Origin of the sequence: Calidifontimicrobium sp. SYSU G02091 (assembly GCF_022631395.1) — a bacterium.
Classification (GTDB): domain Bacteria; phylum Pseudomonadota; class Gammaproteobacteria; order Burkholderiales; family Burkholderiaceae_C; genus Calidifontimicrobium; species Calidifontimicrobium sediminis.
The window spans coordinates 68,894-90,725 of record NZ_JALBGB010000013.1 but is presented as its reverse complement, the minus strand read 5'-3'; the positions used below and the strand labels follow the sequence as shown (position 1 = coordinate 90,725).

Below are 21,832 nucleotides of genomic sequence, written 5' to 3'. Positions count from 1 at the left end.
GGCGTGCGGCGGCGCAAGACCCGACAATGCCCCGATGCACCCCCCGCCCGTTCCGCCCTCGTTGCTCGGCGTCGACTTCACCTGCGCGCCCGGCCGGCGCAAGCCGATCGTGGCCGCGCACGGCACGCGGGCGGGCGACGTGCTGCGTCTGCAGTCGCTGCAGGAGATCACGACGCTGGCCGGCTTCGAGGCGCTGCTCGCGGCACCGGGGCCGTGGCTCGGTGCGTTCGACTTCCCGTTCGGGCTGCCGCGCGCGTTCGTCGACGCGCTCGCGCTCGGCGGCGACGCGCGCTCGGTGATTGCCGAGCTGCACCGCCGCTGTGAGACGCGCATGGCCTGGCGCGCCCTGATCGACGCGTGGGGCAACGCCCGCCCGCCCGGCCGGCGCCTGCTGCACCGCGCGACCGACACCGCGCTGCCCGGTGTCAGCTCGACGAGTCCGCTGCAGACGCGCTACGTGCCGGTGGGTTTCATGTACTACGAGGGCTTTGCGCGGCTCGTGGCCGCCGGTGTCGACGTGCCCGGCCTGTGCGCCGGCGACACTGCGCGCGTCGCGCTCGAGGCCTATCCCGGCTGGCTCGCGCATGCGCTGATCGGCCGGCGCCCGTACAAGAACCGCGACGGCGCCGACACGCTGATCGCGCGCAAGGACCTCGTCGACGCGCTCGAGCAGGGACGCTCGCCGCTGGGCCTGCGGCTGAAGCTCACGCACGCGCAGCGCGACGCGCTGACGGCCGACGCCTCGGGCGACCGGCTCGACGCCGTGCTGTGCCTCGTCGAGGTGGCGTGGGCGTCGCGCCAGCCGGGCTACGGGCTGCCGGCCGACGTCGACCCGGTCGAGGGCTGGATCGTCGGTGCGCAGACCGCGCGGGCGGCAACGCCGGAGGCGGCGTGGACGTCCTGAACCTCGTGCTGTTCGTGGCCGGGGCGCTGGTGTTCGCCAGCGTGCTCACCGGGCTGTTCTCGGCGCGCGCCGGGTTCTCGTTCCTGCTCGTGTTCCTCGGCGCCGGCATGCTCGTCGGCGAGGACGGGCCCGGCGGCGTCGAGTTCGACGACTTCCGCCTCGCGTTCTGGGTCGGCAACGCGGCGCTGGCGGTGATCCTGCTCGACGGCGGGCTGCGCACGGCGCTGGGCACTTTCCGCACCGGGCTGAAGCCGGCGCTGGGGCTGGCCACGGTGGGCGTCGTCGTCAGCGCCGCTCTCACCGGCGCGGCCGCGGCGTGGCTGCTCGGCGTCGACTGGCGCCTCGGGCTGCTCGCCGGCGCGATCGTCGGTTCGACCGACGCGGCCGCGGTGTTCTCGCTGATGCGCACCAGCCAGCTGCGCCTGAACGAGCGCATGGCCACGACGCTGGAGATCGAGTCGGGCATCAACGACCCGATGGCCGTGTTCCTGACGATGATGCTGATCGCCTGGATCACGACACCGCAGGGCCAGGACGCGGCGTCGCTGGCGCTGCTGTTCGCGCAGCAGGCCGGTGGCGGCCTCGTCGTGGGGCTGGCCGGCGGCTGGATCGTCGGCAGCCTGCTCAACCGCATCCGCCTCGTCGGCGAGTTCGAGGCGCTCGGCGCGCTGCTGCTGCTGTCGTCGGGGGTGGCGGTGTTCGCCGGCGCGAACATGGCGGGCGGCTCGGGGTTCCTCGCGGTGTACCTGTACGGGCTGGTCGTGCGCCACCGCGCCGAGGCGCTCGTGCTCAGCGCGCTCGCGGCGATGGACGGCTACGCGTGGCTCGCGCAGGCGGCGATGTTCCTGCTGCTGGGGCTGCTCGTGACGCCGACACGCCTGATGGACCATCTGCTGCCGGCGCTCGGCGTGGCTGCGGTGCTGATGCTCGTCGCGCGGCCGGTGGCGGTGTGGCTGTGCCTCGCGCCGCTGCGGTTCAAGGCCGCCGAGATCGCGTTCGTCTCGTGGGTCGGGCTGCGCGGCGCGGTGCCGATCGTGCTGGCGGTGTTCCCGATGGTCGCCGGCGTGCCGCAGGCGCGGCTGCTGTTCGACGTCGCGTTCGTCGTCGTGCTCGCGTCGCTGCTGCTGCAGGGCACGACGATGCGCTGGGCCGCGCAGCGCTTCGGCGTCAACCTGCCCGACGTCGCCGACGAGCCGGCGCACCGCGCGCTGTTCGGCGACTTCGTGCTCGACGGTGGTACCCCGCTGGCCGACCTGTGCAGCTTCTACGGCCTGCCGCTGCCCGAGGAGGGGCCACGCGACCTCGCCGGCTGGCTCGCGTGGCGGCTCGGCCGCCCGCCGGTGGTCGGCGACACGACGGAGTGGGCCGGCGCGCAGTTCAGCGTGCGCGCCCTAGACGGCGGGCGCATCGCGCGCGTCGGGCTGCGCCTCGGTGCGCCCGCCGGGCCATGACGGCGGGCGGGCGGCATGCGCGCCAGCCGCCGAGGCCCACTCGCGCCGGGAACCGGCCGCGGGTCGGGGCGTCGAATGCGGATGGGCAAGTCGCGCCAACGTCGGGGGGTCGCCGGTGTGGTCGGCGGTGTGCTTGCGCTGCTCGCGCGGATCGTGCTGATCGTCGCCGGGGCCTTGTTCTTCGTCAGCGCGATGATCGCAGCACTGATTGCCTCGGCGGTGCTGCTGCTGTGGTCGCTGCTGACCGGGCGGCGGCCGACGCTGGTGCCGTTCCCCGACGGCCGCTGGATGTTTCGCGCCCGCCGCGCCGCGCCGCAGCCACAGGCCGGCCGCGCGCGCCGCGACATGCCGGGCGACGTGATCGACGTCGAGGCGCGCGAAGTGCGAAGTGGGGGCCGCGAGCCCCCGCGCGACCGCACCGCCGGCAACTGACGCGCGGGTCCGCGCCGCGCGCATCGCACGGGCGTCGCGTGCGCCTTTGTCGGTGCCGACCGTGAGCGCCGAAGCCTGGTTCGCCGCGCGCGGCTGGACGCCGTTCGACTTCCAGCGCCGCGTCTGGGCCGCGATGGCCGCGGGCGCCAGCGGCCTGCTGCACGCGACGACCGGCAGCGGAAAGACCCACGCCGCGTGGCTCGGCGCGCTGCAGCGCGCCGCCGCACTCGGCGTGCCGATGCGCGGCGCGGCGCCGCCGCTGGGGGTGTTGTGGCTCACGCCGATGCGCGCGCTCGCGGCCGACACGGTGCGCGCACTGCGCGAGCCGCTGGCGGACCTCGCGCCAGCGTGGACCGTCGGCCTGCGCACCGGCGACACGCCCGCCGCCGAGCGCACGCGCCAGGACCGCCGGCTGCCCGCTGCGCTCGTCACGACGCCCGAGTCGCTGAGCCTGCTGCTCACGCGCGCCGATGCGCGCGAGCGCCTGGCCGGCGTGCACACCGTCGTCGTCGACGAGTGGCACGAGCTGATCGGCAACAAGCGCGGCGTGCAGGTGCAGCTCGCGCTCGCGCGCCTGAAGCGCTGGAACCCGGCGCTCGTCACCTGGGGACTCAGCGCGACGCTGGGCAACCTCGATGAGGCGATGGCCACGCTCGTCGGCGACGACCGCGGCGTGCTCGTGCAGGGCCGGCTCGACAAGCCACTCGTGATCGACACGCTGCTGCCGCACGAGCCCGGGCGCTTCAGCTGGGGCGGGCACCTCGGCGCGCAGATGCTGCCGCCGGTCGTCGACGAGATCGAGCGTTCGTCGACGACGCTGGTGTTCACGAACACGCGCAGCCAGGCCGAGATCTGGTACCAGCTGCTGCTCGAGGCGCGGCCCGACTGGGCCGGCGTCGTCGCGCTGCACCACGGATCGCTCGACAAGGCGGTGCGCGAGTGGGTCGAGCTCGGGCTCAAGGACGGGCGGCTGAAGGCGGTGGTGGCCACGTCGTCGCTCGACCTCGGCGTCGACTTCCTGCCCGTCGAGCGCGTGCTGCAGATCGGCAGCGCGAAGGGGGTGGCGCGCCTGCTGCAGCGCGCCGGGCGCAGCGGCCATGCGCCCGGGCGCGCGAGCCGCGTGACGCTGGTGCCGACCAACACGCTCGAGCTCGTCGAGGCCGCGGCGGCGCGCCGCGCGGCGCTCGCCGGCCGCGTCGAGTCGCGCGCGAACCCCGACAAGCCGCTCGACGTGCTGGTGCAGCACCTGGTCACCGTCGCGCTCGGCGGCGGCTTCGAGCCCGACGCGCTGTTCGACGAGGTGCGCACCGCGCCGGCGTACCGTGGTCTGACGCGCGACGAGTTCGACTGGGCGCTCGCCTTCGTCGTGCAGGGCGGCGCGAGCCTCGCGGCGTACCCCGAGTACCACCGCGTGCAGCGCGGCGACGACGGCGTGTACCGCGTCGTCGACCGCGGCATCGCGCACCGCCACCGGCTGCAGGTCGGCACGATCGTCAGCGACGCGTCGATGCAGGTCAAATGGCTCTCGGGCGGCACGATCGGCACGATCGAGGAGGGCTTCATCGCGCGGCTGAAGCCCGGCGACCACTTCGTGTTCGCCGGCCGCGTGCTCGAATACGTGCGCACGCAGGAGATGACGGCCTACGTGCGCCGGGCGACGAAGCCCAAGGGCATCGTGCCGTCGTGGGCCGGCAGCAAGATGCCGCTGTCGAGCGAGATGGCCGACGCCGTACAGGCACTGCTCGAAGGCTTCGCGCGCGGCGACCTCGTCGACCGCGCAGAGCCCGAGATCGCGGCCGCCGCGCCGATGCTCGCGACGCAGCAGCAGCGCTCGAAGCTGCCGCGCGCCGGCCGGCTGCTCGTCGAGCGCTACCGCTCGCGCGAGGGCGAGCACCTGTTCCTCTACCCGTTCGGCGGGCGCCTCGTGCACGGCGGCCTCGCGCAGCTGCTCGCGTGGCGCCTGGCGCGCACCGCGCCGAACACGTACTCGCTGTCGATCAACGACTACGGGCTCGAGATCGTCGCCGCGAAGCCGCTGGACCTCGCGCCGCTGCACGACGGCTCGCTGTTCTCGACGGCCAACCTGCTGGCCGACGTGCTCGCGAGCCTGGGCAGCGGCGCGCTCGCGCAGCGGCGCTTCCGCGAGATCGCGCGCGTGGCCGGGCTGGTCTTCAGCGGTTACCACGGCGCGCCGAAGAGCCTGCGCCAGCTGCAGGCCTCCTCCAGCCTGTTCTACGAGGTGTTCCGCCGGTACGACGCCGGCAACCTGCTGCTCGCGCAGGCCGAGCAGGAGGTGCTCGCGCAGGAGCTCGAGATCGGCCGGCTCGAGGCCGTGCTGCGCCGCATGGCCGCCGCGCCGCGGGACTTCGTCGAGCTCGCCGCACCGAGCCCGTTCGCGCTGCCGCTGATGGTCGAGCGGCTGCGCGAGCAGCTGACGACCGAGAAGCTGAAGGACCGCCTCGCGCGCATCCTCGCCGAGGCCGAAGCTGCGGTCGATGCCGATGCCGGCGCGGCGGCCGTGCCGGTACGATCCGGCACCCGACCCCGCAGGAGACGTCCCGATGAGTGAACCGCTGGTGCTCGCCGCGACCGACGGCGCGGTGCGCACGCTGACGCTGAACCGCCCGCACGCCCTCAACAGCTTCACCGCCGCGATGCACGCCGAGCTGCGCGCCGCGCTCGACGCGGCGGCGAACGACGCCGCGGTGCGCTGCGTCGTCGTCACCGGCGCCGGCCGCGGCTTCTGTGCCGGCCAGGACCTCAATGACGCCGGGATGGCCGGCGACGACGTCGACGTCGGTGAGGTCATCGAGCGGCTGTACCGGCCGCTCGCGCTGCGCGTGCGCTCGATGCCGGTGCCGGTGATCGCCGCGGTCAACGGCGTGGCCGCCGGGGCCGGCGCCAACTTCGCGCTCGGCTGCGACATCGTCGTCGCGGCGCGCTCGGCGAGCTTCATCCAGGCGTTCTCGAAGATCGGGCTGATCCCCGACTGCGGCGGCACCTGGCTGCTGCCGCACCTGGTCGGCCGCGCGCGCGCGCTGGCGCTCGCGATGACGGGCGACAAGCTCAGCGCCGCCGACGCGCAGGCGATGGGCCTGATCTGGCAGTGCGTCGACGACGACGCGTTCGCCGACACCGTGAAGGCGCTCGCGCAGCGGCTCGCCGCGATGCCGACGAAGGCGCTCGCCGACACGCGGCGCGCGATCGACACGGCGGCGCAGCTGAGCTACGCCGATGCGCTGCGGCTCGAGGCCGACCTGCAGCGCGAGCTCGGCCGCGCGCACGACTACCGCGAGGGCGTCGCGGCGTTCCTCGAGAAGCGCAAGCCCACGTTCCGCGACCGCTGACGATGACGGTCGAAGCGGTCGACGCCGTCGTCGTCGGCGCCGGCGTCGTCGGGCTGGCGGTCGCGCGTGCGCTCGCGCTCGCCGGGCGTGACGTCGTCGTCGTCGAGCGCGAGACCGCGGTCGGCACCGTCACCAGCGCGCGCAACAGCGAGGTCATCCACGCCGGGCTGTACTACCCGAGCGGTTCGCTGAAGGCGCGGCTCGCCGTGCGCGGGCGCGAGCAGCTCTACGCGTACTGCGCCGAGCGCGGCGTCGCGCACCGGCGCTGCGGCAAGCTGATCGTCGCGACCGACGCGGGCCAGCTCGGCGCGCTGCGCGCGCTGCAGGCGCAGGCGCACGCGAACGGCGTCGCCGACGTGCGATGGCTCGAACGTGACGAGGTGCTCGCGATGGAGCCGGCGCTGCACGCCGTCGCCGCGCTGCATTCGCCGTCGACCGGCATCGTCGACAGCCACGCGCTGATGCTCGCGCTGCAGGGCGACGCCGAGCGGTGCGGCGCGGTGCTCGCGTTCGCGAGCCCGGTGCTCGGCGGCCGTGTCGTCGCGGGCGGCATCGAGCTCGACGTCGGCGGCGACGCCCCGATGACGCTGCGCGCGCGCACCGTGGTCAACGCCGCCGGCCTCGACGCGCCGGCGCTCGCGGCGCGGCTGGCGGGGCTCGATGCGCAGCACGTGCCGCGCGCGCACTTCTGCAAGGGCAGCTACTTCGCGCTCTCGGGCAAGGCGCCGTTCTCGCGCCTCGTCTATCCGCTGCACGACGCCGCGGGGCTCGGCGTGCACCTGACGCTGGACCTCGCCGGGCAGGCGCGCTTCGGCCCCGACACCGAGTGGCTGCCCGACGGCGCGCCGATCGACTACCGCGTCGACCCGGCGCGCGGCGACGCGTTCTACGCCGCGATCCGCCGCTACTGGCCCGCGCTGCCCGACGGTGCGCTGCAGCCGGCCTACAGCGGCGTGCGCCCGAAGATCGCCGGCCCCGGCGAGCCGGCGGCCGACTTCGTGATCGCCGGCCCGGCCGACCACGGCGTGCCGGGCCTCGTGAACCTGTTCGGCATCGAGTCGCCGGGGCTGACCGCGTGCCTCGCGATCGGCGACGAAGTCGTCGCGCGGCTGGGCGCCGCGTGATGCCCCTGCGCTGTGCCAACGCAGCGGGCGACGCTACGCTTCGCGACCGCCGCCCCTGGACGACGCCCCGCCGCTTTCGATGACCCGCCCCGCCACCGTCTCGCACCGCTGGGCCCACGCGCTCGCGCGCTGGTTCGACGCCAACATCCTCGAGCTCGGCCGCGAGATGCGGCTGTCGTACCTGCCGCCGCTGATGGTCTACGTCGCGGCCGGCATCTCGGGGCTGACCGGCATCGTCGGCACCTTCTTCGTCAAGGAGTACCTCGGCCTGTCGGCCGAGTTCCTCGCCGCGCTGGGCTTCTGGGCCGGGCTGCCGTGGGCGCTGAAGATGCCGGTGGGCCACCTCGTCGACCTGATGTGGCGCTACAAGGCCGGGCTGATCTACCTCGGCGCGCTGCTGCTCGCGGCGAGCCTGTTCATCATGATCGGCCTGCTGGCCGAACGTGCCGCGATGGCCGCGGTGCTGCCGGTCGAGACCTGGTTCGTGATCTCGGCGCTGCTCGGGCCGGTGGGCTACGTGCTGCAGGACGTCGTCGCCGACGCGATGACCGTCGAGGCCGTGCCGCGCGTCGACGAGCGCGGCCAGCCGCTGCCCGAGGACCAGCGCCGGCTGATGAACACGACGGTGCAGACGCTCGGGCGCGTCGCGATCATCGGCGGCAGCGTGCTCGTGTCGCTCGTCAACGTCGTGATGTTCGCCGGCGCGGCGGCGCTGCCCGAGGCCGAGAAGGTCGCGATCTACACGCGGGTGTACGAGCTCGCGCTCGTGATCCCGGTCGTCTCGGTGGCCGGCGTCGTGCTCGCGCGCTGGGTCTGGCGGCGCGAGCTCGGCCGGCTGAAGGCCAGCGGCGTCGCGCACGACGACGCGCTGCGGCTGCTGGCCGCGCAGCCCGAGCCGCCGCCGGTCAACTGGTGGATCCTCGGCGGCGGGTTGCTGTTCGCCGTCGTCTCGGTCGGGCTCGGCGTCGCGAAGATCCCCGCCGCGCAGGAGATCGTGTTCGCGCTGTCGATGGCGATCATCGTGTTCCTGATCGTCAAGCTCACCGGCGAGCTCACGCCCGAGGCGCGCCACACGCTGATCGGCACCGCGATCGTCGTGTTCGTGTTCCGCGCGCTGCCCGGCCCCGGCGCCGGCTCGACGTGGTGGATGATCGACGTGCTGGGCTTCGACCAGCAGTTCCTCGCGACGCTGTCGCTGATCGCCAGCGTGCTGACGCTCGCGGGGCTGTTCCTGTTCCGCCGCTACATGGGCGACCACTCGATCACGCAGATCGTCGCGATGCTGACCGTCGTCGGCACCGTGCTCGCGCTGCCGACGGTGGGCATGTACTACGGCCTGCACGAGTGGACCGCGGCGCACACCGGCGGCGTCGTCGACGCGCGCTTCATCGCGATCGTCGACACCGCGCTCGAGTCGCCGCTGGGGCAGATCGCGATGGTGCCGATGCTCGCGTGGATCGCGCGCTCGGCGCCCGAGCGGCTGAAGGCGACCTACTTCGCCGTGATGGCCTCGTTCACGAACCTCGCGCTGTCGGCGTCGCAGCTCGGCACGAAGTACCTGAACCAGTGGTTCACCGTGACGCGCGAAGTCAAGGACCCGCTGACCGGCGTCGTCAGCGTGCCGGCCGACTACAGCCAGCTCGGCCACCTGCTGATCACGACGACGACGCTGGGCTTCGTGCTGCCGTTCGTCGCGATCGCGTTCATCCGGCTGAGCCGCTTCCGCAGCGCGTAGGCACGGCGCAGCGGCGCGGTGCCCATGCAGACCGCTCGGTCATGGCCGGTCCGTCATGCGCCGTCGCCACAATGGGTGCGTGGAACCGGGACTGACTGCCGACGCTGCCGCCGCGGTCGATGCCGCGCTCGCGCGCTGGCAGCACCGTCGCGACGCGCTCGTGCAGATCCTGCGCGAGGTGCAGGCCACCACCGTCTGGCTGCCCCGGCCCGTGCTCGCCGCGGTGGCGCGCGGCGTCGGGCTGACGCCGGCGATCGTCGAAGGCGTGGCCAGCTTCTACCGCTTCTTCCACCTGCGCCCGGTCGGCCGCTACCACCTGCTGTTCAGCGACAACGTGACCGACCGGATGCTCGGCAACCGCGCGCTCGCGCAGCGGCTCGGCGAGCGGCTCGGTGTCGCGCCGGGGCAGGCGAGCGCCGACGGCCGCGCGAGCGTCGGCTTCACGTCGTGCACCGGGCTGCCCGACCAGGGTCCGGCGCTGCTCGTCAACCACCACCACACGCTGACGCGGATGACGCCCGAGCGCATCGACGAACTCGCCGACTACGTGCGCGCCGACGTGCCCATCGCGCAGTGGCCACCCGAGTGGTTCGCGGTCGACGATCAGGTCCGCCGCGCCGACGTGCTGCTCGCCAGCGCGCCGCTGCGCGGCGACGCGATCCACGCCGTGCTCGCGCGCGGCGCCGACGCGACGCTGGCCGAACTCGAGGCGTCGCGGCTGCGCGGGCGCGGCGGCGCGGGCTTCGCGACGGCGACCAAGTGGCGTCTCGCGCGCAAGGCGCCGGTGCCCGAGGGCGGCACGCGCGTCGTCGTCTGCAACGCCGACGAGGGCGAGCCCGGCACGTTCAAGGACCGTGTGCTGCTCGCGCGCCACGCCGACACCGTGGTCGAGGGCATGACGGTGGCCGCGCGCGTGCTCGGCGCCGCGCGCGGCTTCGTCTACCTGCGCGGCGAGTACCGCTGGATGCTCGAGCGGCTCGAGGCGGTGCTCGCGCGCCGGCGCGCGCGCGGGCTGCTCGGGCGCGGCATCGCGGGCACCGACGGCTTCGACTTCGACATCGAGATCCACCTCGGCGCCGGCGCCTACGTGTGCGGCGAGGAGACGGCGCTGATCGAGTCGCTCGAAGGCAAGCGCGGCACGCCGCGCATTCGCCCGCCGTTTCCGGTCGAGCGCGGCTACCTCGGCCAGCCCACCGTCGTCAACAACGTCGAGACGTTCTGCGCCGCGGCGCACGTCGCGCTGCGCGGCGGCGCCTGGTGGGCGTCGCTCGGCACGCCGGGCAGCAGCGGCACGAAGATCCACAGCGTCAGCGGCGACGTCGCGCGCCCCGGCGTCTACGAGTACCCGTTCGGTGTCACCGTCGGGCAGGTGCTGCACGACGCCGGCGCCTCGGATGCGCAGGCGGTGCAGGTCGGCGGCCCGTCGGGCGTGTGCCTCGCGCGCGACGAGTTCGGCCGCCGCCTCGCGTTCGAGGACGTGCCGACCGCCGGCGCCTTCATGGTGTTCGACGCGACGCGCGACCTGTTCGAGGTCGCGCGCGGCTTCGCGCACTTCTTCGCGCACGAGAGCTGCGGCTTCTGCACGCCGTGCCGCGTCGGCACCGAGCTCGTCGTGCGCCGCATGGACAAGCTCGCCGACGGCTTCGGCTCGGTGTTCGACGAGGCGGAGCTGCGCCAGCTCGAGGCGCTGCTGCACCGCACGACGCACTGCGGCCTCGGTTCGTCGGCGACGAACCCGCTGCGCGACACGCTGCAGCGCTTCCGCCCGGCGTACGAGCGCCGGCTGCAGCGCCCGCGCTTCGTGCCCGCGTTCGACCTCGACGCCGAGCTCGAGCCGGCGCGCCGCGTGACCGGCCGCGACGACGCGCTGGCGCACCTGGAGCGCGACGCATGAGTGCCGGCACCTTCAAGCTCGACGGCGTCGACGTCCCGTTCGACGACGGCGACACGCTGCTCGCCGCTGCACAGCGTGCCGGCCACCACGTGCCGCACCTGTGCTGGCACCCGCGCCTGGGGCAAAGCGGCGCGTGCCGCGTCTGCACCGTGCGCGTCGACGGCCGCTGGGCCGCGGCGTGCACGACGCGCGCGGCCGCCGGGCAGGTCGTCGAGAACCGCACGCCGGCGATCGACGGCCAGCGGCGCCTGCTGCTGCAGCTGCTGTTCGTCGAGGGCAACCACTTCTGCCCGAGCTGCGAGAAGAGCGGCGACTGCCTGCTGCAGGCCACCGCGTACGAGATGGGCATGACGGGGCCGCAGTTCGAGGAGTTCTACCAGCACCGGCCGGTCGACGCGAGCCACCCGACGATGTGGCTCGACCTCAACCGCTGCATCCTGTGCAAGCTGTGCGTGCGCGCGAGCACCGAGGTCGACGGCAAGGCGGTGTTCGCGATCGGCGGCCACGGCGTCGGCGCGCACCTGCTCGTCAACTCGCCGAGCGGCAGGCTCGGCGACAGCGCGTTCGCCGACAGCGACTTCGCCGCGACGGTGTGCCCGGTCGGCGCGATCCTGCCCAAGCGCCGCGGCTTCGCGGTGCCGATCGGGCAGCGGCGTTTCGACTGCGCGCCGGTGTCTGCGCAGGTGGAACCGCAGGGGGATGGGGAGGGCGGCCATGGGCGCTGACGGCACGCGCGCCGACACCGCGCGCGCGAAGCCGCGCATCGCCACCGTCTCGCTCGCCGGCTGCTTCGGCTGCCACATGTCGTTCCTCGACATCGACGAGCGGCTGTTCGAGCTCGCCGAACTCGTCACGTTCGACCGCAGCCCGCTGACCGACCTGAAGCACTGCGGCGACTGCGACATCGGCCTCGTCGAGGGCGGGCTGTGCAACGCCGAGAACGTGCACGTGCTGCGCGAGTTCCGCGCGCGCTGCAAGGTGCTGGTGGCGGTGGGCGCGTGCGCGATCAACGGCGGGCTGCCGGCGCAGCGCAACGCGCTCGACGTCGGCCGCATCCTGCTCGACGTCTACGACCGCGGCCGCCCCGGGCTGGCCGCCGGCAGCACGGTGCCCAACGACCCTGAACTGCCACTGCCGCTGGCCAGGGTGCACCCGATCCACGAGGTCGTGCACGTCGACCACTTCCTGCCCGGGTGTCCGCCGAGCGCCGACGCGATCTGGGCCTGCATCACCGCGCTGCTCGCGGGGCGTGCGCCGACGCTCGGCCACGGCCTGATCCACTACGACTGATGGACACGACGACCGACCCCGGCAAGCTGCGCCGCGTCGCGATCGACCCGCTGTCGCGCGTCGAGGGCCACGGCAAGGTCACGCTGCTGCTCGACGAGCACAACCGCGTGCAGCAGGCGCGTCTGCACATCGTCGAGTTCCGCGGCTTCGAGAGCTTCATCGTCGGCCGCCCGTACTGGGAGGTGCCGGTGATGGTGCAGCGGCTGTGCGGCATCTGCCCGGTGTCGCACCACCTCGCGGCGAGCAAGGCGATCGACGTCGCGCTCGGCGTCGGTGCGGTGCCGCCCACCGCCGAGGCGATGCGCCGGCTGATGCACTACGGCCAGATCCTGCAGTCGCACGCGCTGCACTTCTTCCACCTGAGTTCGCCCGACCTGCTGTTCGGCTTCGACAGCGAGGTCACGAAGCGCAACATCGTCGGCGTCGCCGCCGCGCACCCCGACATCGCACGCCAGGGGGTTCTCTTGCGCAAGTACGGGCAGGAGGTGATCCGCCTGACCGCCGGCAAGCGCGTGCACGGCACCGGCTCGGTGCCCGGCGGCGTCAACCGCCACCTCACGCGCGACGAGCGCGACGCGCTGGCCGCCGAGGTGCCGCAGATGCTCGCGTGGTGCGAGCAGGCCGTCGAGCTCGTGGCCACGTTGCACGCGCAGCAGCCGGCGCTGTACGACGGCTTCGGCACGTTCCGCTCGTCGTTCCTGTCGATCGTGCGCGAGCGCGACGGTGCGATGGAGCTCTACGACGGCGTGCTGCGCGCACGCGACGCCGACGGCGCGATCCTGCTCGATGGCCGCAGCGTGCAGCGCTACCTCGAGCTGATCGAGGAAGAGACGCGGCCGTGGAGCTACATGAAGTTCCCGTACCTGAAGTCGCTCGGCCGCGACGCCGGCTGGTACCGCGTCGGGCCGCTCGCGCGCGTACAGAACTGCAGCTTCATCGACACGCCGCGTGCCGAGGCCGCGCGGCAGCGCTTCGCGGCGCACGGCCGTGGTGGCCTCGTGCACGCGACGCTGGCCTACCACTGGGCGCGCATGATCGAGATGCTGCACGCGATGGAAGTCATTGCGCGGCTGCTGGGCGACGACGCGCTGCTCGGCGGCGAGCTCACCGCGCCGCTGCCGGCCACGCGGCCGGCGACGCGTGAAGGTGTGGGCGTCATCGAGGCGCCGCGTGGCACGCTGATCCACCACTACGCGATCGGCGACGACGACCTCGTGACCTGGTGCAACCTGATCGTCAGCACGACGCACAACAACCAGGCGATGAACGAGGCCGTGAAGAGCGTCGCGGCGCAGGTGTTCGACGGCCGCGAGCCGAACGACGCGCTGCTCAACGCCGTCGAGGTCGCGGTGCGCGCCTACGACCCGTGCCTGAGCTGCGCGACGCATGCGCTGGGCGCGATGCCGCTCGAGATCACCGTCGTCGGCCCGGGCGAAGACGACTGGCGCGGCACGCTGGTGCGCCACGGCGACGGGCGCGTCGAGCGCGCGCTGCCGTGACGCGGCAGGGGCCGCGGTGGCCGCACCGCTGCTGATCGTCGCCGTCGGCAACCCGAGCCGTGGCGACGACGCGCTCGGCCCCGCGCTGGTCGAGCGCCTGCGCGCGGCCGGTGTCGACGCCGACGGCACCGTGGAACTGCTCGTCGATTTCCAGCTGCAGGTCGAGCATGCGCTCGACCTCGTCGGGCGCCGTGCCGTGCTGTTCGTCGACGCGGCGCGGCCGGGCACCGTCGACGGCGTCGCGCTGCAGCCGGTCGCGGCCGACGCCGCGGCGCCGCTGTGGAGCCACGCGCTGCGCCCGCAGGCGGTGCTCGCCGTCTACGCGCAGGTGCAGCGGCAGCCACCGCCGGCGGCGTGGCTGCTGGCGATCGAGGGGCGCGACTTCGCGCTCGGCGAAGGGCTCGGCGACGCGGCGCGCCGGCGGCTCGACGTGGCCGAGGCGAAGGTCTTGGACTGGTTGCGTGAGCGGGCCGGCGCCTGTGCGCCGCACCGCGTCACATGAACAGGTGCTCGCCCGCGTTCTCGCCGCCGAGGATCACGTAGTTGACCTTCTTCAGGTCGGCGAGCACGCGCCCGCCGGCGTAGCTGATGCTGCTTTGCAGGTCCTCGCGCATCTCGCGCAGCGTGTCGGCGAGCTTGCCCTTGATCGGCTCGAGGATGCGCTTGCCCTCGACGTGCTTGTACTCGCCCTTGTTGAAGTCCGACGCGCTGCCGTAGTACTCCTTGTAGAGCTTGCCGTCGACCTCGACCGTCTGCCCCGGGCTCTCCTCGTGGCCGGCGAACAGCGAGCCGATCATCACCATCGCGGCGCCGAAGCGCACGCTCTTGGCGATGTCGCCGTGGTGGCGGATGCCGCCGTCGGCAATGATCGGTTTCGTCGCGACGCGCGCGCACCACTTGAGCGCCGAGAGCTGCCAGCCGCCGGTGCCGAAGCCCGTCTTCAGCCGCGTGATGCAGACCTTGCCCGGGCCGATGCCGACCTTGGTCGCGTCGGCGCCCCAGTTCTCGAGGTCGATCACCGCCTCGGGCGTGCCGACGTTGCCGGCAATCACGAACGCCTGCGGCAGCTTCGTCTTGATGTGCTCGATCGTGCGGCGCACGCTGTCGGCGTGACCGTGCGCGATGTCGATCGTCACGTAGTCGGCGCCGATGCCTTCGGCCGCGAGGCGGTCGATGACGGCGAAGTCGGCCGGCTTGACGCCCGAGCTGATCGACACCAGCAAGCCCTTCGCACGCATGCGTGCCGCGAACGCGACGCTGTCGAGGTCGAAGCGGTGCATCACGTAGAAGTAGCCGTTGGCCGCGAGGTACTCGGCGATCGACTCGTCGATCACGGTGCGCATGTTGGCCGGCACGACCGGCAGCTTGAAGCGCCGGCCGCCGAACTCGACCGAGGGGTCGCACTCGCTGCGGCTCTCGACGCGGCAGCGCCGCGGCAGCAGCAGGATGTTGTCGTAGTCGAAGATGTCCATGGCCAGGCTCCGGGAGTCGAACGGCGAGCACTTGACCTGGGGACCCGGTCGCGTGGCGCGGCGCGCGCGATCGCGCGGCGAGTGGGCGCCAAAAAGAAACCGGGCGCCAGAATTTGGGCCCGGTGACTGATTCTACGCGCGGCGCTCAGTCGGCGGTGCGCCGCAGCAGCACGACGCCGCCCTTGCGGTACAGCTCCTCGTGGCCGCTGGGCGGCACGCGGTCGACGCGCGTGATCACGAGCTCGCCCGGCTGCGCCGGCCGCGACGGCGTCACCGCCTGCCGGTACAGGCTGAAGCTCGGCGCGTCGAAGCGCAGCCGCACCGCCGGCGCGCCCAGTTCGCGCGCCAGCAGCGCCGCCTCCTTGACCGGCCCCTGCAGCACGCGCGCGCTCCACGGCACGACGGTGGTCGCGAGCAGCAGCGCCTGCAGCACGGCACCGGCCGCGAGCCGCGTCCACACGCTCCAGCGCCGCTGCAGCGCGATCGCGAGCCACAGCGCGAGCGCCGCGCCGGTGACGACGAAGTAGCTGCGGCCGGCTTCCTCGAAGGCGCGCGACATCTGGCCGCGGAAGAACGCGTTGCCGGCGTCGGTCGTCGACAGGTGCGCGAACAGCGCGGGCAGCGCGATGCACAGCGCGAACATCGCGGTGGGCACCGCGAGCACCGGCAGCGCGCGCGTCATCGCGCGCCCGTGCAGCGCGACGAGCAGGAACACCGGTGTGGCGCCGTACAGCGCGTAGTGCGGCAGCTTGGTGCCCGACAGCGAGAAGAACGCGACGACGAAGCCGCACCACAGCCACAGGAAGCGCGGCAGCGGCTGCGCGAACTCGGCGCGCAGCCGCGCGAGCGCGGCGAACAGTGCCGCGGTCCACGGCAGCAGCAGCGCCGGCAGCACGAGCACGTAGTAGAAGATGCTGCCGGCGTGACCCTCGAGCGTGCCGGTGAAGCGCTTGACGTTGTGCTTCATGATGAAGCCGTCGATGAACGCCTGCCCGTGCACCGCCAATATCGCGGCGTACCACGGCACGGTCAGCGCGAGCAGGATCACCCAGCCGACGGGGTCGAAGACGAGCCGCAGCCAGTCGCGCCACTGCCGGCGCGACAGCAGGTACAGCAGCGTGACGGCCGCCGGCACGACGATCGCCACCGGCCCCTTCGTCAGCACGCCCAGGCCGATCCAGACGTAGGCGCGCCGCAGCGGCGCGCGCGCCCCCGTCTCGAGGTGGCGCCAGGCGTCGAACAGCGTCAGCACCAGCCACAGGTTGAGCAGCGCGTCGGCGGTGGCGGCGCGGCCGATGGCCCACGGCCCGAGCGCCGTCGCGGTGACGACGAGCGCGCCGCACGCGACGTCGTTGCCGAAGCGCGGCCGCGCGAAGACCCACACCGCCCAGGCCCAGCCGCACGCCGCCAGCGCCGATGGCAGGCGGAAGGCCCACTCGTCGATGCCCACCGCCAGCACCGCCAGCGCCTGCAGCCAGTAGACGAGGATCGGCTTGTCGAAGCGCGGCTCGCCGTCGAGCCAGGTCGACAGGAAGTCGCGCCGCTCGAACATCTCGCGCGTGGCTTCCGAGAACGCGCCTTCGTCGACGTCGAACAGCGGCGCGCTGCCCAGCGACAGCAGGAAGGTCAGCAGCGGCAGCGCGACGACGGCGATGCGCTGCCACGCCGGCAGCGGCGCCGCGGCCGGCAGGGGCGGGGCAGGGGGTGTCATCACACAGGCGGACCGGCGAAGGCGCCGGCACTGTAGCAGGCGGCTTGGCGCGTCTCGGGCCGCTGCGCCGCGTTGCGGAACAATGCGCCATGGCCGACGATCCGCTGCTGCGCCACCTGAACCCCGAACAGCTCGCCGCGGTGACGTTGCCCGCCCAGCCGGCGCTGATCCTCGCCGGCGCCGGCTCGGGCAAGACGCGCGTGCTGACGACGCGCATCGCGTGGCTGATCGCGACCGGCCAGGTCTCGCCCGGCGGCGTGATGGCGGTGACCTTCACCAACAAGGCGGCCAAGGAGATGCTCACCCGCCTGCAGGCGATGCTGCCGGTGCCGGTGCGCGGCATGTGGATCGGCACCTTCCACGGCCTGTGCAACCGCTTCCTGCGCGCGCACTGGAAGGCGGCCGGCCTGCCGCAGACGTTCCAGATCCTCGACGCGGCCGACAGCGCGGCCGCCGTCAAGCGCGTGATCAAGGCGATGAACCTCGACGAGGAGCGCTACGTGCCCAAGCAGGTCGCGTGGTTCATCGCCGGCTGCAAGGAGGACGGCCTGCGCCCGCGCGACGTCGACGTGCGCGACGCGCACACGCGCAAGCTCGTCGAGATCTACCAGGCCTACGAGGACCAGTGCCAGCGCGAGGGCGTCGTCGACTTCGCCGAGCTGATGCTGCGCACCTACGAGCTGCTGCGCGACAACGACCCGCTGCGCGAGCACTACCGCCGGCGCTTCCGCCACGTGCTCGTCGACGAGTTCCAGGACACGAACCGGCTGCAGTACGCGTGGCTGAAGATGTTCGCCCCGCCCCCTTCGCAGGGGGGCGGCGGCCAGGGCGTGTTCGCCGTCGGCGACGACGACCAGAGCATCTACGCCTTCCGCGGCGCGCAGGTCGGCAACATGGCCGACTTCGAGCGCGAATACGGCGTCGAGCGCGTGATCAAGCTCGAGACCAACTACCGCTCGTTCAGCCACATCCTCGATGCCGCGAACGCGCTGATCAGCCACAACCGCCGGCGTCTCGGCAAGACGCTGCGCACCGACGCCGGTCCCGGCGAGCCGGTGCGCGTCTACGAGGCCACCAGCGACTACGCCGAGGCGCAGTGGCTGCTCGACGAGGCGCAGCAGCTGCACCGCGCCGGCATGCCGCGCAGCGAGATCGCCGTGCTGTACCGCTCCAACGCGCAAAGCCGCGTGATCGAGAGCGCCCTCTTCAACGCCGGCGTGCCGTACCGCGTCTACGGGGGGCTGCGCTTCTTCGAGCGCGCCGAGGTCAAGCACGCGCTCGCGTACCTGCGCCTGCTCGAGAACCCCAACGACGACACGAGCTTCCTGCGCGTCGTCAACTTCCCGCCGCGCGGCATCGGCGCACGCACCATCGAGCAGCTGCAGGACGCCGCGCGCGCGAGCGGGCGCAGCCTGCACCAGAGCGTCGGCGCGGTGGCCGGCAAGGCCGGCGCGAACCTCGCCGCGTTCAATGCGCTCGTCGACGCGATGCGCGACGCGACGAGGGGGCTGACGCTGCGCGAGATCATCGGGCACGTGCTCGACGCCAGCGGGCTGCGCGACTTCTACCGCGCCGACAAGGAAGGCGCCGACCGGCTCGAGAACCTCGACGAACTCGTCAACGCCGCCGAGGCCTTCGTGACGCAGGAAGGCTTCGGCAAGGACGCGGTGGCGCTGCCGCTCGACGAGCAGTCGCCCGGGGCGATCGCCGCGGGCTCACCGCCGGCGCCGGCGGCGATCGAGCTCGCGCCCGACGCCGACACCGGCGAGATCGTCAGCCCGCTGGCCGCGTTCCTGACGCACGCCGCGCTCGAGGCCGGCGACCACCAGGCGCAGGCCGGGCAGGACGCGATCCAGCTGATGACGGTGCACGCGGCCAAGGGGCTCGAGTTCGACGCCGTGTTCATCACCGGGCTCGAGGAGGGGCTGTTCCCGCACGAGAACGCGCTGAGCGATGCCGACGGGCTCGAGGAGGAGCGGCGCCTGATGTACGTCGCGATCACCCGCGCGCGCCAGCGCCTGTACCTGAGCTTCAGCCAGACGCGGCTGCTGCACGGGCAGACGCGCTACCACATCCGCAGCCGCTTCTTCGACGAGCTGCCCGAGCAGTCGCTCAAGTGGCTGACGCCGCGCGTGACCGGCTTCGGCTCGGGCTTCGCGCGCGACTACCAGCAGGCCTGGCAGCGCGGCAGCGGGCTCGGCTCGATCGTCGGCGCCGGCCGCGTCGAGCCGGCGCCGGCCACGCGCACCGCAGCGACGAGCGACGGCGTGGCGCTGCGCGTGGGCCAGAGCGTGTTCCACAACAAGTTCGGCGAGGGCGTCGTCGTGACGCTCGAGGGCAGCGGCACCGACGCACGCGCGCAGATCAACTTCGGCCGCCACGGCACGAAGTGGCTCGCGCTCGCGGTGGCCAAGCTGACGCCGGTGGACTGAAGAGCCGGCGCGTCGCGCGCCGCGCCGGCGCGGCGGCTCCCGTCGCCTGACCGGGACGCGCCGTTGTGGCGGCCGCGCCTTCAGCCCGCCGCCGCGCGGCCGCGTTCATACCAGCCCTTCGAGGCGTTGACGACGCGCACGACGAGCAGCATCACCGGCACCTCGATCAGCACGCCGACGACGGTGGCCAGCGCCGCACCCGACTCGAAGCCGAACAGGCTGATCGCTGCCGCGACCGCGAGCTCGAAGAAGTTGCTCGCGCCGATCAGCGCCGACGGGCACGCGACGTTGTGCTTCTCGCCGACGCGGCGGTTGAGCCAGTACGCGAGGCTCGAGTTGAAGAACACCTGCACGAGGATCGGCACCGCGAGCATCGCGATGACGAGCGGCTGCTCGAGGATCGCCTGGCCCTGGAAGCCGAACAGCAGCACGAGCGTGGCCAGCAGCGCGGCGATCGACCACGGCCCGAGCTTCGCGAGCGCCGCCTCGAGCGCCGCCGGGCCGCGCGCGAGCAGGCGCCGCCGCCACGCCTGCGCAAGGATCACCGGGATCACGATGTACATCACGACCGACGTGAGCAGCGTGTCCCACGGCACCGTGATCGCCGACAGCCCGAGCAGCAGCGCGACGATCGGCGCGAACGCGAACACCATGATCGTGTCGTTGAGCGCGACCTGGCCGAGCGTGAACATCGGGTCGCCGCCGGTGAGCCGGCTCCAGACGAACACCATCGCCGTGCACGGTGCGGCGGCGAGCAGGATCAGGCCGGCGACGTAGCTGTCGAGCTGGTCGGCCGGCAGGTACGGCGCGAAGACGTGGCGGATGAAGATCCACGCCAGCAGCGCCATCGAGAACGGCTTGACGGCCCAGTTGATGAACAGCGTCACGCCGATGCCGCGCCAGTGGGTCCTGACCTGCGACAGCGCGCCGAAGTCGACCTTCAGCAGCATCGGGATGATCATGACCCAGATCAGCAGCCCGACCGGCAGGTTGACCTGCGCCACCTCCATGCGTCCGATCGCCTGGATCGGTGCCGGGAACAGCTGGCCGACGACGATGCCGGCGACGATGCACAGAAACACCCACAGCGTGAGGTAGCGCTCGAAGACGGTCATCGGCGCCGGTGCGGCGCCGGATTGGGGCAGGGTCTGCGTGCTCATCGCAAGGGGGTGGGTCAGTTGCGGGCGATCTCTTCGAGCGCGCGCTGCAGCGCGGCGCGGTCCATCGTCTCGAGCGGCAGCGCGAGCAGCTGCAGCATGCGGTAGCCGATGGCCTGGCGCGTCAGTTCGAACGCGCGGCGCTTGGCGTCGTCGCCGCCCTCGGCGTTCGACGGGTCCGGGTAGCCCCAGTGCACCTTGACGGGTGTTTCGCCGGCGCGACCGACGAACACGGGGCAGACCTCGGCGGCGGCGCTGTCGCACACCGTGATCACGATCGCCAGCGGCGGCGCGCCCGAAGCGGCGAACTCGTCCCAGCTCTTGCTGCGCACACCGGTGGTGTCGACGCCGGCGCGCGCGAGCGCCTCGAGCGCGAACGGGTTGACGCGCCCGCTCGGTGCGCTGCCGGCGCTGTGCGCGACGACGTCGCGCCCGAGCTTGCGCGCCCAGTGGTTGAGCATGCCCTCGGCGAGCACGCTGCGCGCCGAGTTGTGCGTGCACAGGATCAGGACGTGCGTCGTCATCGCAGCACGCGCGGCCTCAGCAGCACGAATCGGCAGGCTTGACCGCGATGCCCACCGGCTTGCCGCGCGGCGCGCAGCACGCGCCTTCGGCTGCCCCGGCCTGCTTCTCGCGGAACACCGGGATGTCGGCCAGCGTGTGGAAGTGCTCCCACGCGATGCCCTGCGGGTCGGTGACCCAGTGCTTCTCGCTGCGGGCGTAGCAGCAGGTGGTCTCGCCCTCGTCGAGCAGCGTCATGTCGGCGGCCTGCGCGCGCGCCTTCATCGCGGCGAGCTCGGCCGCGTCGTCGGTCTGGATGCCGAGGTGGTCGATGCCGGGGCGCTCGCCGCGCGTCGAGATCGCGAAGTTGACCGGCGGGTCGTCGAGCATCCACTTGGCGTAGTCGCTCTCGACGCGCGCCGGCTCGGTGGCGAACAGCTTCGAATAGAAGCCGATGCTGCGGGCGAGGTCGTCGACGTGCAGATGGACGTGGAAGCGCTTCATCGGGATCTCCGGGTCGTCGTGGGAGTGGAAGGCGATTCGGTGCAGCCGCTGGGCACGTCGCAGCCGGCACCGTGGCAGCAGTGCGCCGTCAGATATGCCAGCAGCGCGTTCATCTGCGCGAGCGCCGGGCGGTAGATCAGGTGCCGGCCGTCGCGCTCCTGCGTGACGAGCCCGGCGTGCAGCAGTTCCTTCAGGTGGAACGACAGCGTCGACGCCGGCACGCCGAGCAGTGCCGACAGCGTTCCCGGCGTCAGGCCCTGCGGCCCGGCGCCGACGAGGGCACGGAACACGCGCAGGCGCATGTTCTGCGCCAGCGCGGCGAGCGCGAGCACGGCGGTGTTCTCGGTCATCGGGGCGTCGGACATCGTGCGTGGGCAGT

The 21,832-nt window shown here is 73.0% G+C and carries 19 protein-coding genes; 13 read left to right on the top strand and 6 right to left on the bottom strand.

The window, feature by feature from the left end; genetic code table 11:
- Positions 1 to 34: 34 nt before the first annotated feature.
- The 12 genes from MOJ79_RS10055 to MOJ79_RS10000 all read left to right on the top strand — a co-directional run bounded on the left by MOJ79_RS10055 (position 35) and on the right by MOJ79_RS10000 (position 14,178).
- Positions 35 to 904, top strand: coding sequence for a DUF429 domain-containing protein (locus MOJ79_RS10055; protein ID WP_241924041.1), 870 nt, complete (start codon positions 35 to 37; stop codon positions 902 to 904).
- On the top strand, positions 892 to 2,355 hold the full coding sequence (locus tag MOJ79_RS10050) for a potassium/proton antiporter (RefSeq protein WP_241924040.1): 1,464 nt from the start codon (positions 892 to 894) through the stop codon (positions 2,353 to 2,355). The genes MOJ79_RS10055 and MOJ79_RS10050 overlap by 13 nt, the downstream gene beginning before the upstream one ends.
- Positions 2,356 to 2,370: 15 nt before the next feature.
- Positions 2,371 to 2,787 (top strand): hypothetical protein, encoded by a 417-nt coding sequence (locus MOJ79_RS10045; protein WP_241924039.1) that lies wholly within the window; start codon positions 2,371 to 2,373, stop codon positions 2,785 to 2,787.
- A 61-nt stretch (positions 2,788 to 2,848) separates the two neighbouring features.
- Entirely contained in the window at positions 2,849 to 5,356 is a 2,508-nt protein-coding gene (locus MOJ79_RS10040; protein WP_336606321.1) for a ligase-associated DNA damage response DEXH box helicase, read from the top strand.
- The gene (gene paaG / locus MOJ79_RS10035) at positions 5,349 to 6,134 is read left to right on the top strand and encodes a 2-(1,2-epoxy-1,2-dihydrophenyl)acetyl-CoA isomerase PaaG (protein WP_241924037.1); all 786 of its coding nucleotides are present in this window, start codon (positions 5,349 to 5,351) and stop codon (positions 6,132 to 6,134) included. The genes MOJ79_RS10040 and paaG overlap by 8 nt, the downstream gene beginning before the upstream one ends.
- A gap of 2 nt (positions 6,135 to 6,136) precedes the next feature.
- Positions 6,137 to 7,258, top strand: coding sequence for an NAD(P)/FAD-dependent oxidoreductase (locus MOJ79_RS10030; protein WP_241924036.1), 1,122 nt, complete (start codon positions 6,137 to 6,139; stop codon positions 7,256 to 7,258).
- 79 nt (positions 7,259 to 7,337) lie between these two features.
- Positions 7,338 to 8,993 carry a hypothetical protein gene (locus MOJ79_RS10025; protein ID WP_241924035.1) on the top strand — a complete coding sequence of 552 codons (1,656 nt, stop codon included), beginning with the start codon at positions 7,338 to 7,340 and terminating at the stop codon, positions 8,991 to 8,993.
- Positions 8,994 to 9,072: 79 nt separating this feature from the next.
- Entirely contained in the window at positions 9,073 to 10,887 is a 1,815-nt protein-coding gene (locus tag MOJ79_RS10020; RefSeq protein WP_241924034.1) for an NAD(P)H-dependent oxidoreductase subunit E, read from the top strand.
- Positions 10,884 to 11,612 (top strand): 2Fe-2S iron-sulfur cluster-binding protein, encoded by a 729-nt coding sequence (locus MOJ79_RS10015; RefSeq protein ID WP_241924033.1) that lies wholly within the window; start codon positions 10,884 to 10,886, stop codon positions 11,610 to 11,612. The genes MOJ79_RS10020 and MOJ79_RS10015 overlap by 4 nt, the downstream gene beginning before the upstream one ends.
- Positions 11,602 to 12,177, top strand: coding sequence for an NADP oxidoreductase (locus MOJ79_RS10010; protein WP_241924032.1), 576 nt, complete (start codon positions 11,602 to 11,604; stop codon positions 12,175 to 12,177). The genes MOJ79_RS10015 and MOJ79_RS10010 overlap by 11 nt, the downstream gene beginning before the upstream one ends.
- Positions 12,177 to 13,676 carry a Ni/Fe hydrogenase subunit alpha gene (locus MOJ79_RS10005; RefSeq protein WP_241924031.1) on the top strand — a complete coding sequence of 500 codons (1,500 nt, stop codon included), beginning with the start codon at positions 12,177 to 12,179 and terminating at the stop codon, positions 13,674 to 13,676. The genes MOJ79_RS10010 and MOJ79_RS10005 overlap by 1 nt, the downstream gene beginning before the upstream one ends.
- A 16-nt stretch (positions 13,677 to 13,692) precedes the next feature.
- The gene (locus tag MOJ79_RS10000) at positions 13,693 to 14,178 is read left to right on the top strand and encodes a hydrogenase maturation protease (protein WP_241924030.1); all 486 of its coding nucleotides are present in this window, start codon (positions 13,693 to 13,695) and stop codon (positions 14,176 to 14,178) included.
- Here MOJ79_RS10000 and MOJ79_RS09995 read toward each other — a convergent pair.
- A complete protein-coding gene (locus tag MOJ79_RS09995) occupies positions 14,171 to 15,148 on the bottom strand; it encodes a GMP reductase (RefSeq protein ID WP_241924029.1) in 978 nt (325 codons plus the stop codon). The two genes, MOJ79_RS10000 and MOJ79_RS09995, sit on opposite strands and share 8 nt — an antisense overlap.
- Positions 15,149 to 15,293: 145 nt before the next feature.
- Complete coding sequence (locus tag MOJ79_RS09990) at positions 15,294 to 16,859, bottom strand: ArnT family glycosyltransferase (protein ID WP_241924028.1); 1,566 nt, start codon at positions 16,857 to 16,859, stop codon at positions 15,294 to 15,296.
- An 89-nt stretch (positions 16,860 to 16,948) separates the two neighbouring features.
- Here MOJ79_RS09990 and MOJ79_RS09985 point away from each other — a divergent pair, with 89 nt between their 5' ends.
- A complete protein-coding gene (locus MOJ79_RS09985; protein WP_241924027.1) occupies positions 16,949 to 19,291 on the top strand; it encodes a UvrD-helicase domain-containing protein in 2,343 nt (780 codons plus the stop codon).
- A gap of 80 nt (positions 19,292 to 19,371) precedes the next feature.
- Here MOJ79_RS09985 and arsB read toward each other — a convergent pair whose 3' ends face one another.
- From arsB to MOJ79_RS09965, 4 genes are read right to left on the bottom strand one after another with little or no spacing between them, the layout of a single operon-like run.
- The gene (arsB, locus tag MOJ79_RS09980; RefSeq protein ID WP_241924026.1) at positions 19,372 to 20,451 is read right to left on the bottom strand and encodes an ACR3 family arsenite efflux transporter; all 1,080 of its coding nucleotides are present in this window, start codon (positions 20,449 to 20,451) and stop codon (positions 19,372 to 19,374) included.
- A gap of 14 nt (positions 20,452 to 20,465) precedes the next feature.
- The gene (locus MOJ79_RS09975; protein WP_241924025.1) at positions 20,466 to 20,972 is read right to left on the bottom strand and encodes an arsenate reductase ArsC; all 507 of its coding nucleotides are present in this window, start codon (positions 20,970 to 20,972) and stop codon (positions 20,466 to 20,468) included.
- A 16-nt stretch (positions 20,973 to 20,988) separates the two neighbouring features.
- A complete protein-coding gene (locus tag MOJ79_RS09970) occupies positions 20,989 to 21,453 on the bottom strand; it encodes an ArsI/CadI family heavy metal resistance metalloenzyme (protein WP_241924024.1) in 465 nt (154 codons plus the stop codon).
- On the bottom strand, positions 21,450 to 21,803 hold the full coding sequence (locus tag MOJ79_RS09965) for an ArsR/SmtB family transcription factor (protein ID WP_241924023.1): 354 nt from the start codon (positions 21,801 to 21,803) through the stop codon (positions 21,450 to 21,452). The genes MOJ79_RS09970 and MOJ79_RS09965 overlap by 4 nt, the downstream gene beginning before the upstream one ends.
- Positions 21,804 to 21,832 lie beyond the last annotated feature (29 nt).

What these genes read in the sequence shown, in the direction of transcription:
- MOJ79_RS09975 (WP_241924025.1), bottom strand. Translation starts at nt 20,972, where the DNA reads ATGACGACGCACGTCCTGATCCTGTGCACGCACAACTCGGCGCGCAGC.
- MOJ79_RS10005 (WP_241924031.1), top strand. Translation starts at nt 12,177, where the DNA reads ATGGACACGACGACCGACCCCGGCAAGCTGCGCCGCGTCGCGATCGAC.
- MOJ79_RS09995 (WP_241924029.1), bottom strand. Translation starts at nt 15,148, where the DNA reads ATGGACATCTTCGACTACGACAACATCCTGCTGCTGCCGCGGCGCTGC.
- MOJ79_RS09965 (WP_241924023.1), bottom strand. Translation starts at nt 21,803, where the DNA reads ATGACCGAGAACACCGCCGTGCTCGCGCTCGCCGCGCTGGCGCAGAAC.
- arsB (WP_241924026.1), bottom strand. Translation starts at nt 20,451, where the DNA reads ATGAGCACGCAGACCCTGCCCCAATCCGGCGCCGCACCGGCGCCGATG.
- MOJ79_RS10030 (WP_241924036.1), top strand. Translation starts at nt 6,137, where the DNA reads ATGACGGTCGAAGCGGTCGACGCCGTCGTCGTCGGCGCCGGCGTCGTC.
- MOJ79_RS09990 (WP_241924028.1), bottom strand. Translation starts at nt 16,859, where the DNA reads ATGACACCCCCTGCCCCGCCCCTGCCGGCCGCGGCGCCGCTGCCGGCG.
- MOJ79_RS09985 (WP_241924027.1), top strand. Translation starts at nt 16,949, where the DNA reads ATGGCCGACGATCCGCTGCTGCGCCACCTGAACCCCGAACAGCTCGCC.
- paaG (WP_241924037.1), top strand. Translation starts at nt 5,349, where the DNA reads ATGAGTGAACCGCTGGTGCTCGCCGCGACCGACGGCGCGGTGCGCACG.
- MOJ79_RS09970 (WP_241924024.1), bottom strand. Translation starts at nt 21,453, where the DNA reads ATGAAGCGCTTCCACGTCCATCTGCACGTCGACGACCTCGCCCGCAGC.
- MOJ79_RS10015 (WP_241924033.1), top strand. Translation starts at nt 10,884, where the DNA reads ATGAGTGCCGGCACCTTCAAGCTCGACGGCGTCGACGTCCCGTTCGAC.
- MOJ79_RS10025 (WP_241924035.1), top strand. Translation starts at nt 7,338, where the DNA reads ATGACCCGCCCCGCCACCGTCTCGCACCGCTGGGCCCACGCGCTCGCG.
- MOJ79_RS10045 (WP_241924039.1), top strand. Translation starts at nt 2,371, where the DNA reads ATGCGCGCCAGCCGCCGAGGCCCACTCGCGCCGGGAACCGGCCGCGGG.
- MOJ79_RS10010 (WP_241924032.1), top strand. Translation starts at nt 11,602, where the DNA reads ATGGGCGCTGACGGCACGCGCGCCGACACCGCGCGCGCGAAGCCGCGC.
- MOJ79_RS10055 (WP_241924041.1), top strand. Translation starts at nt 35, where the DNA reads ATGCACCCCCCGCCCGTTCCGCCCTCGTTGCTCGGCGTCGACTTCACC.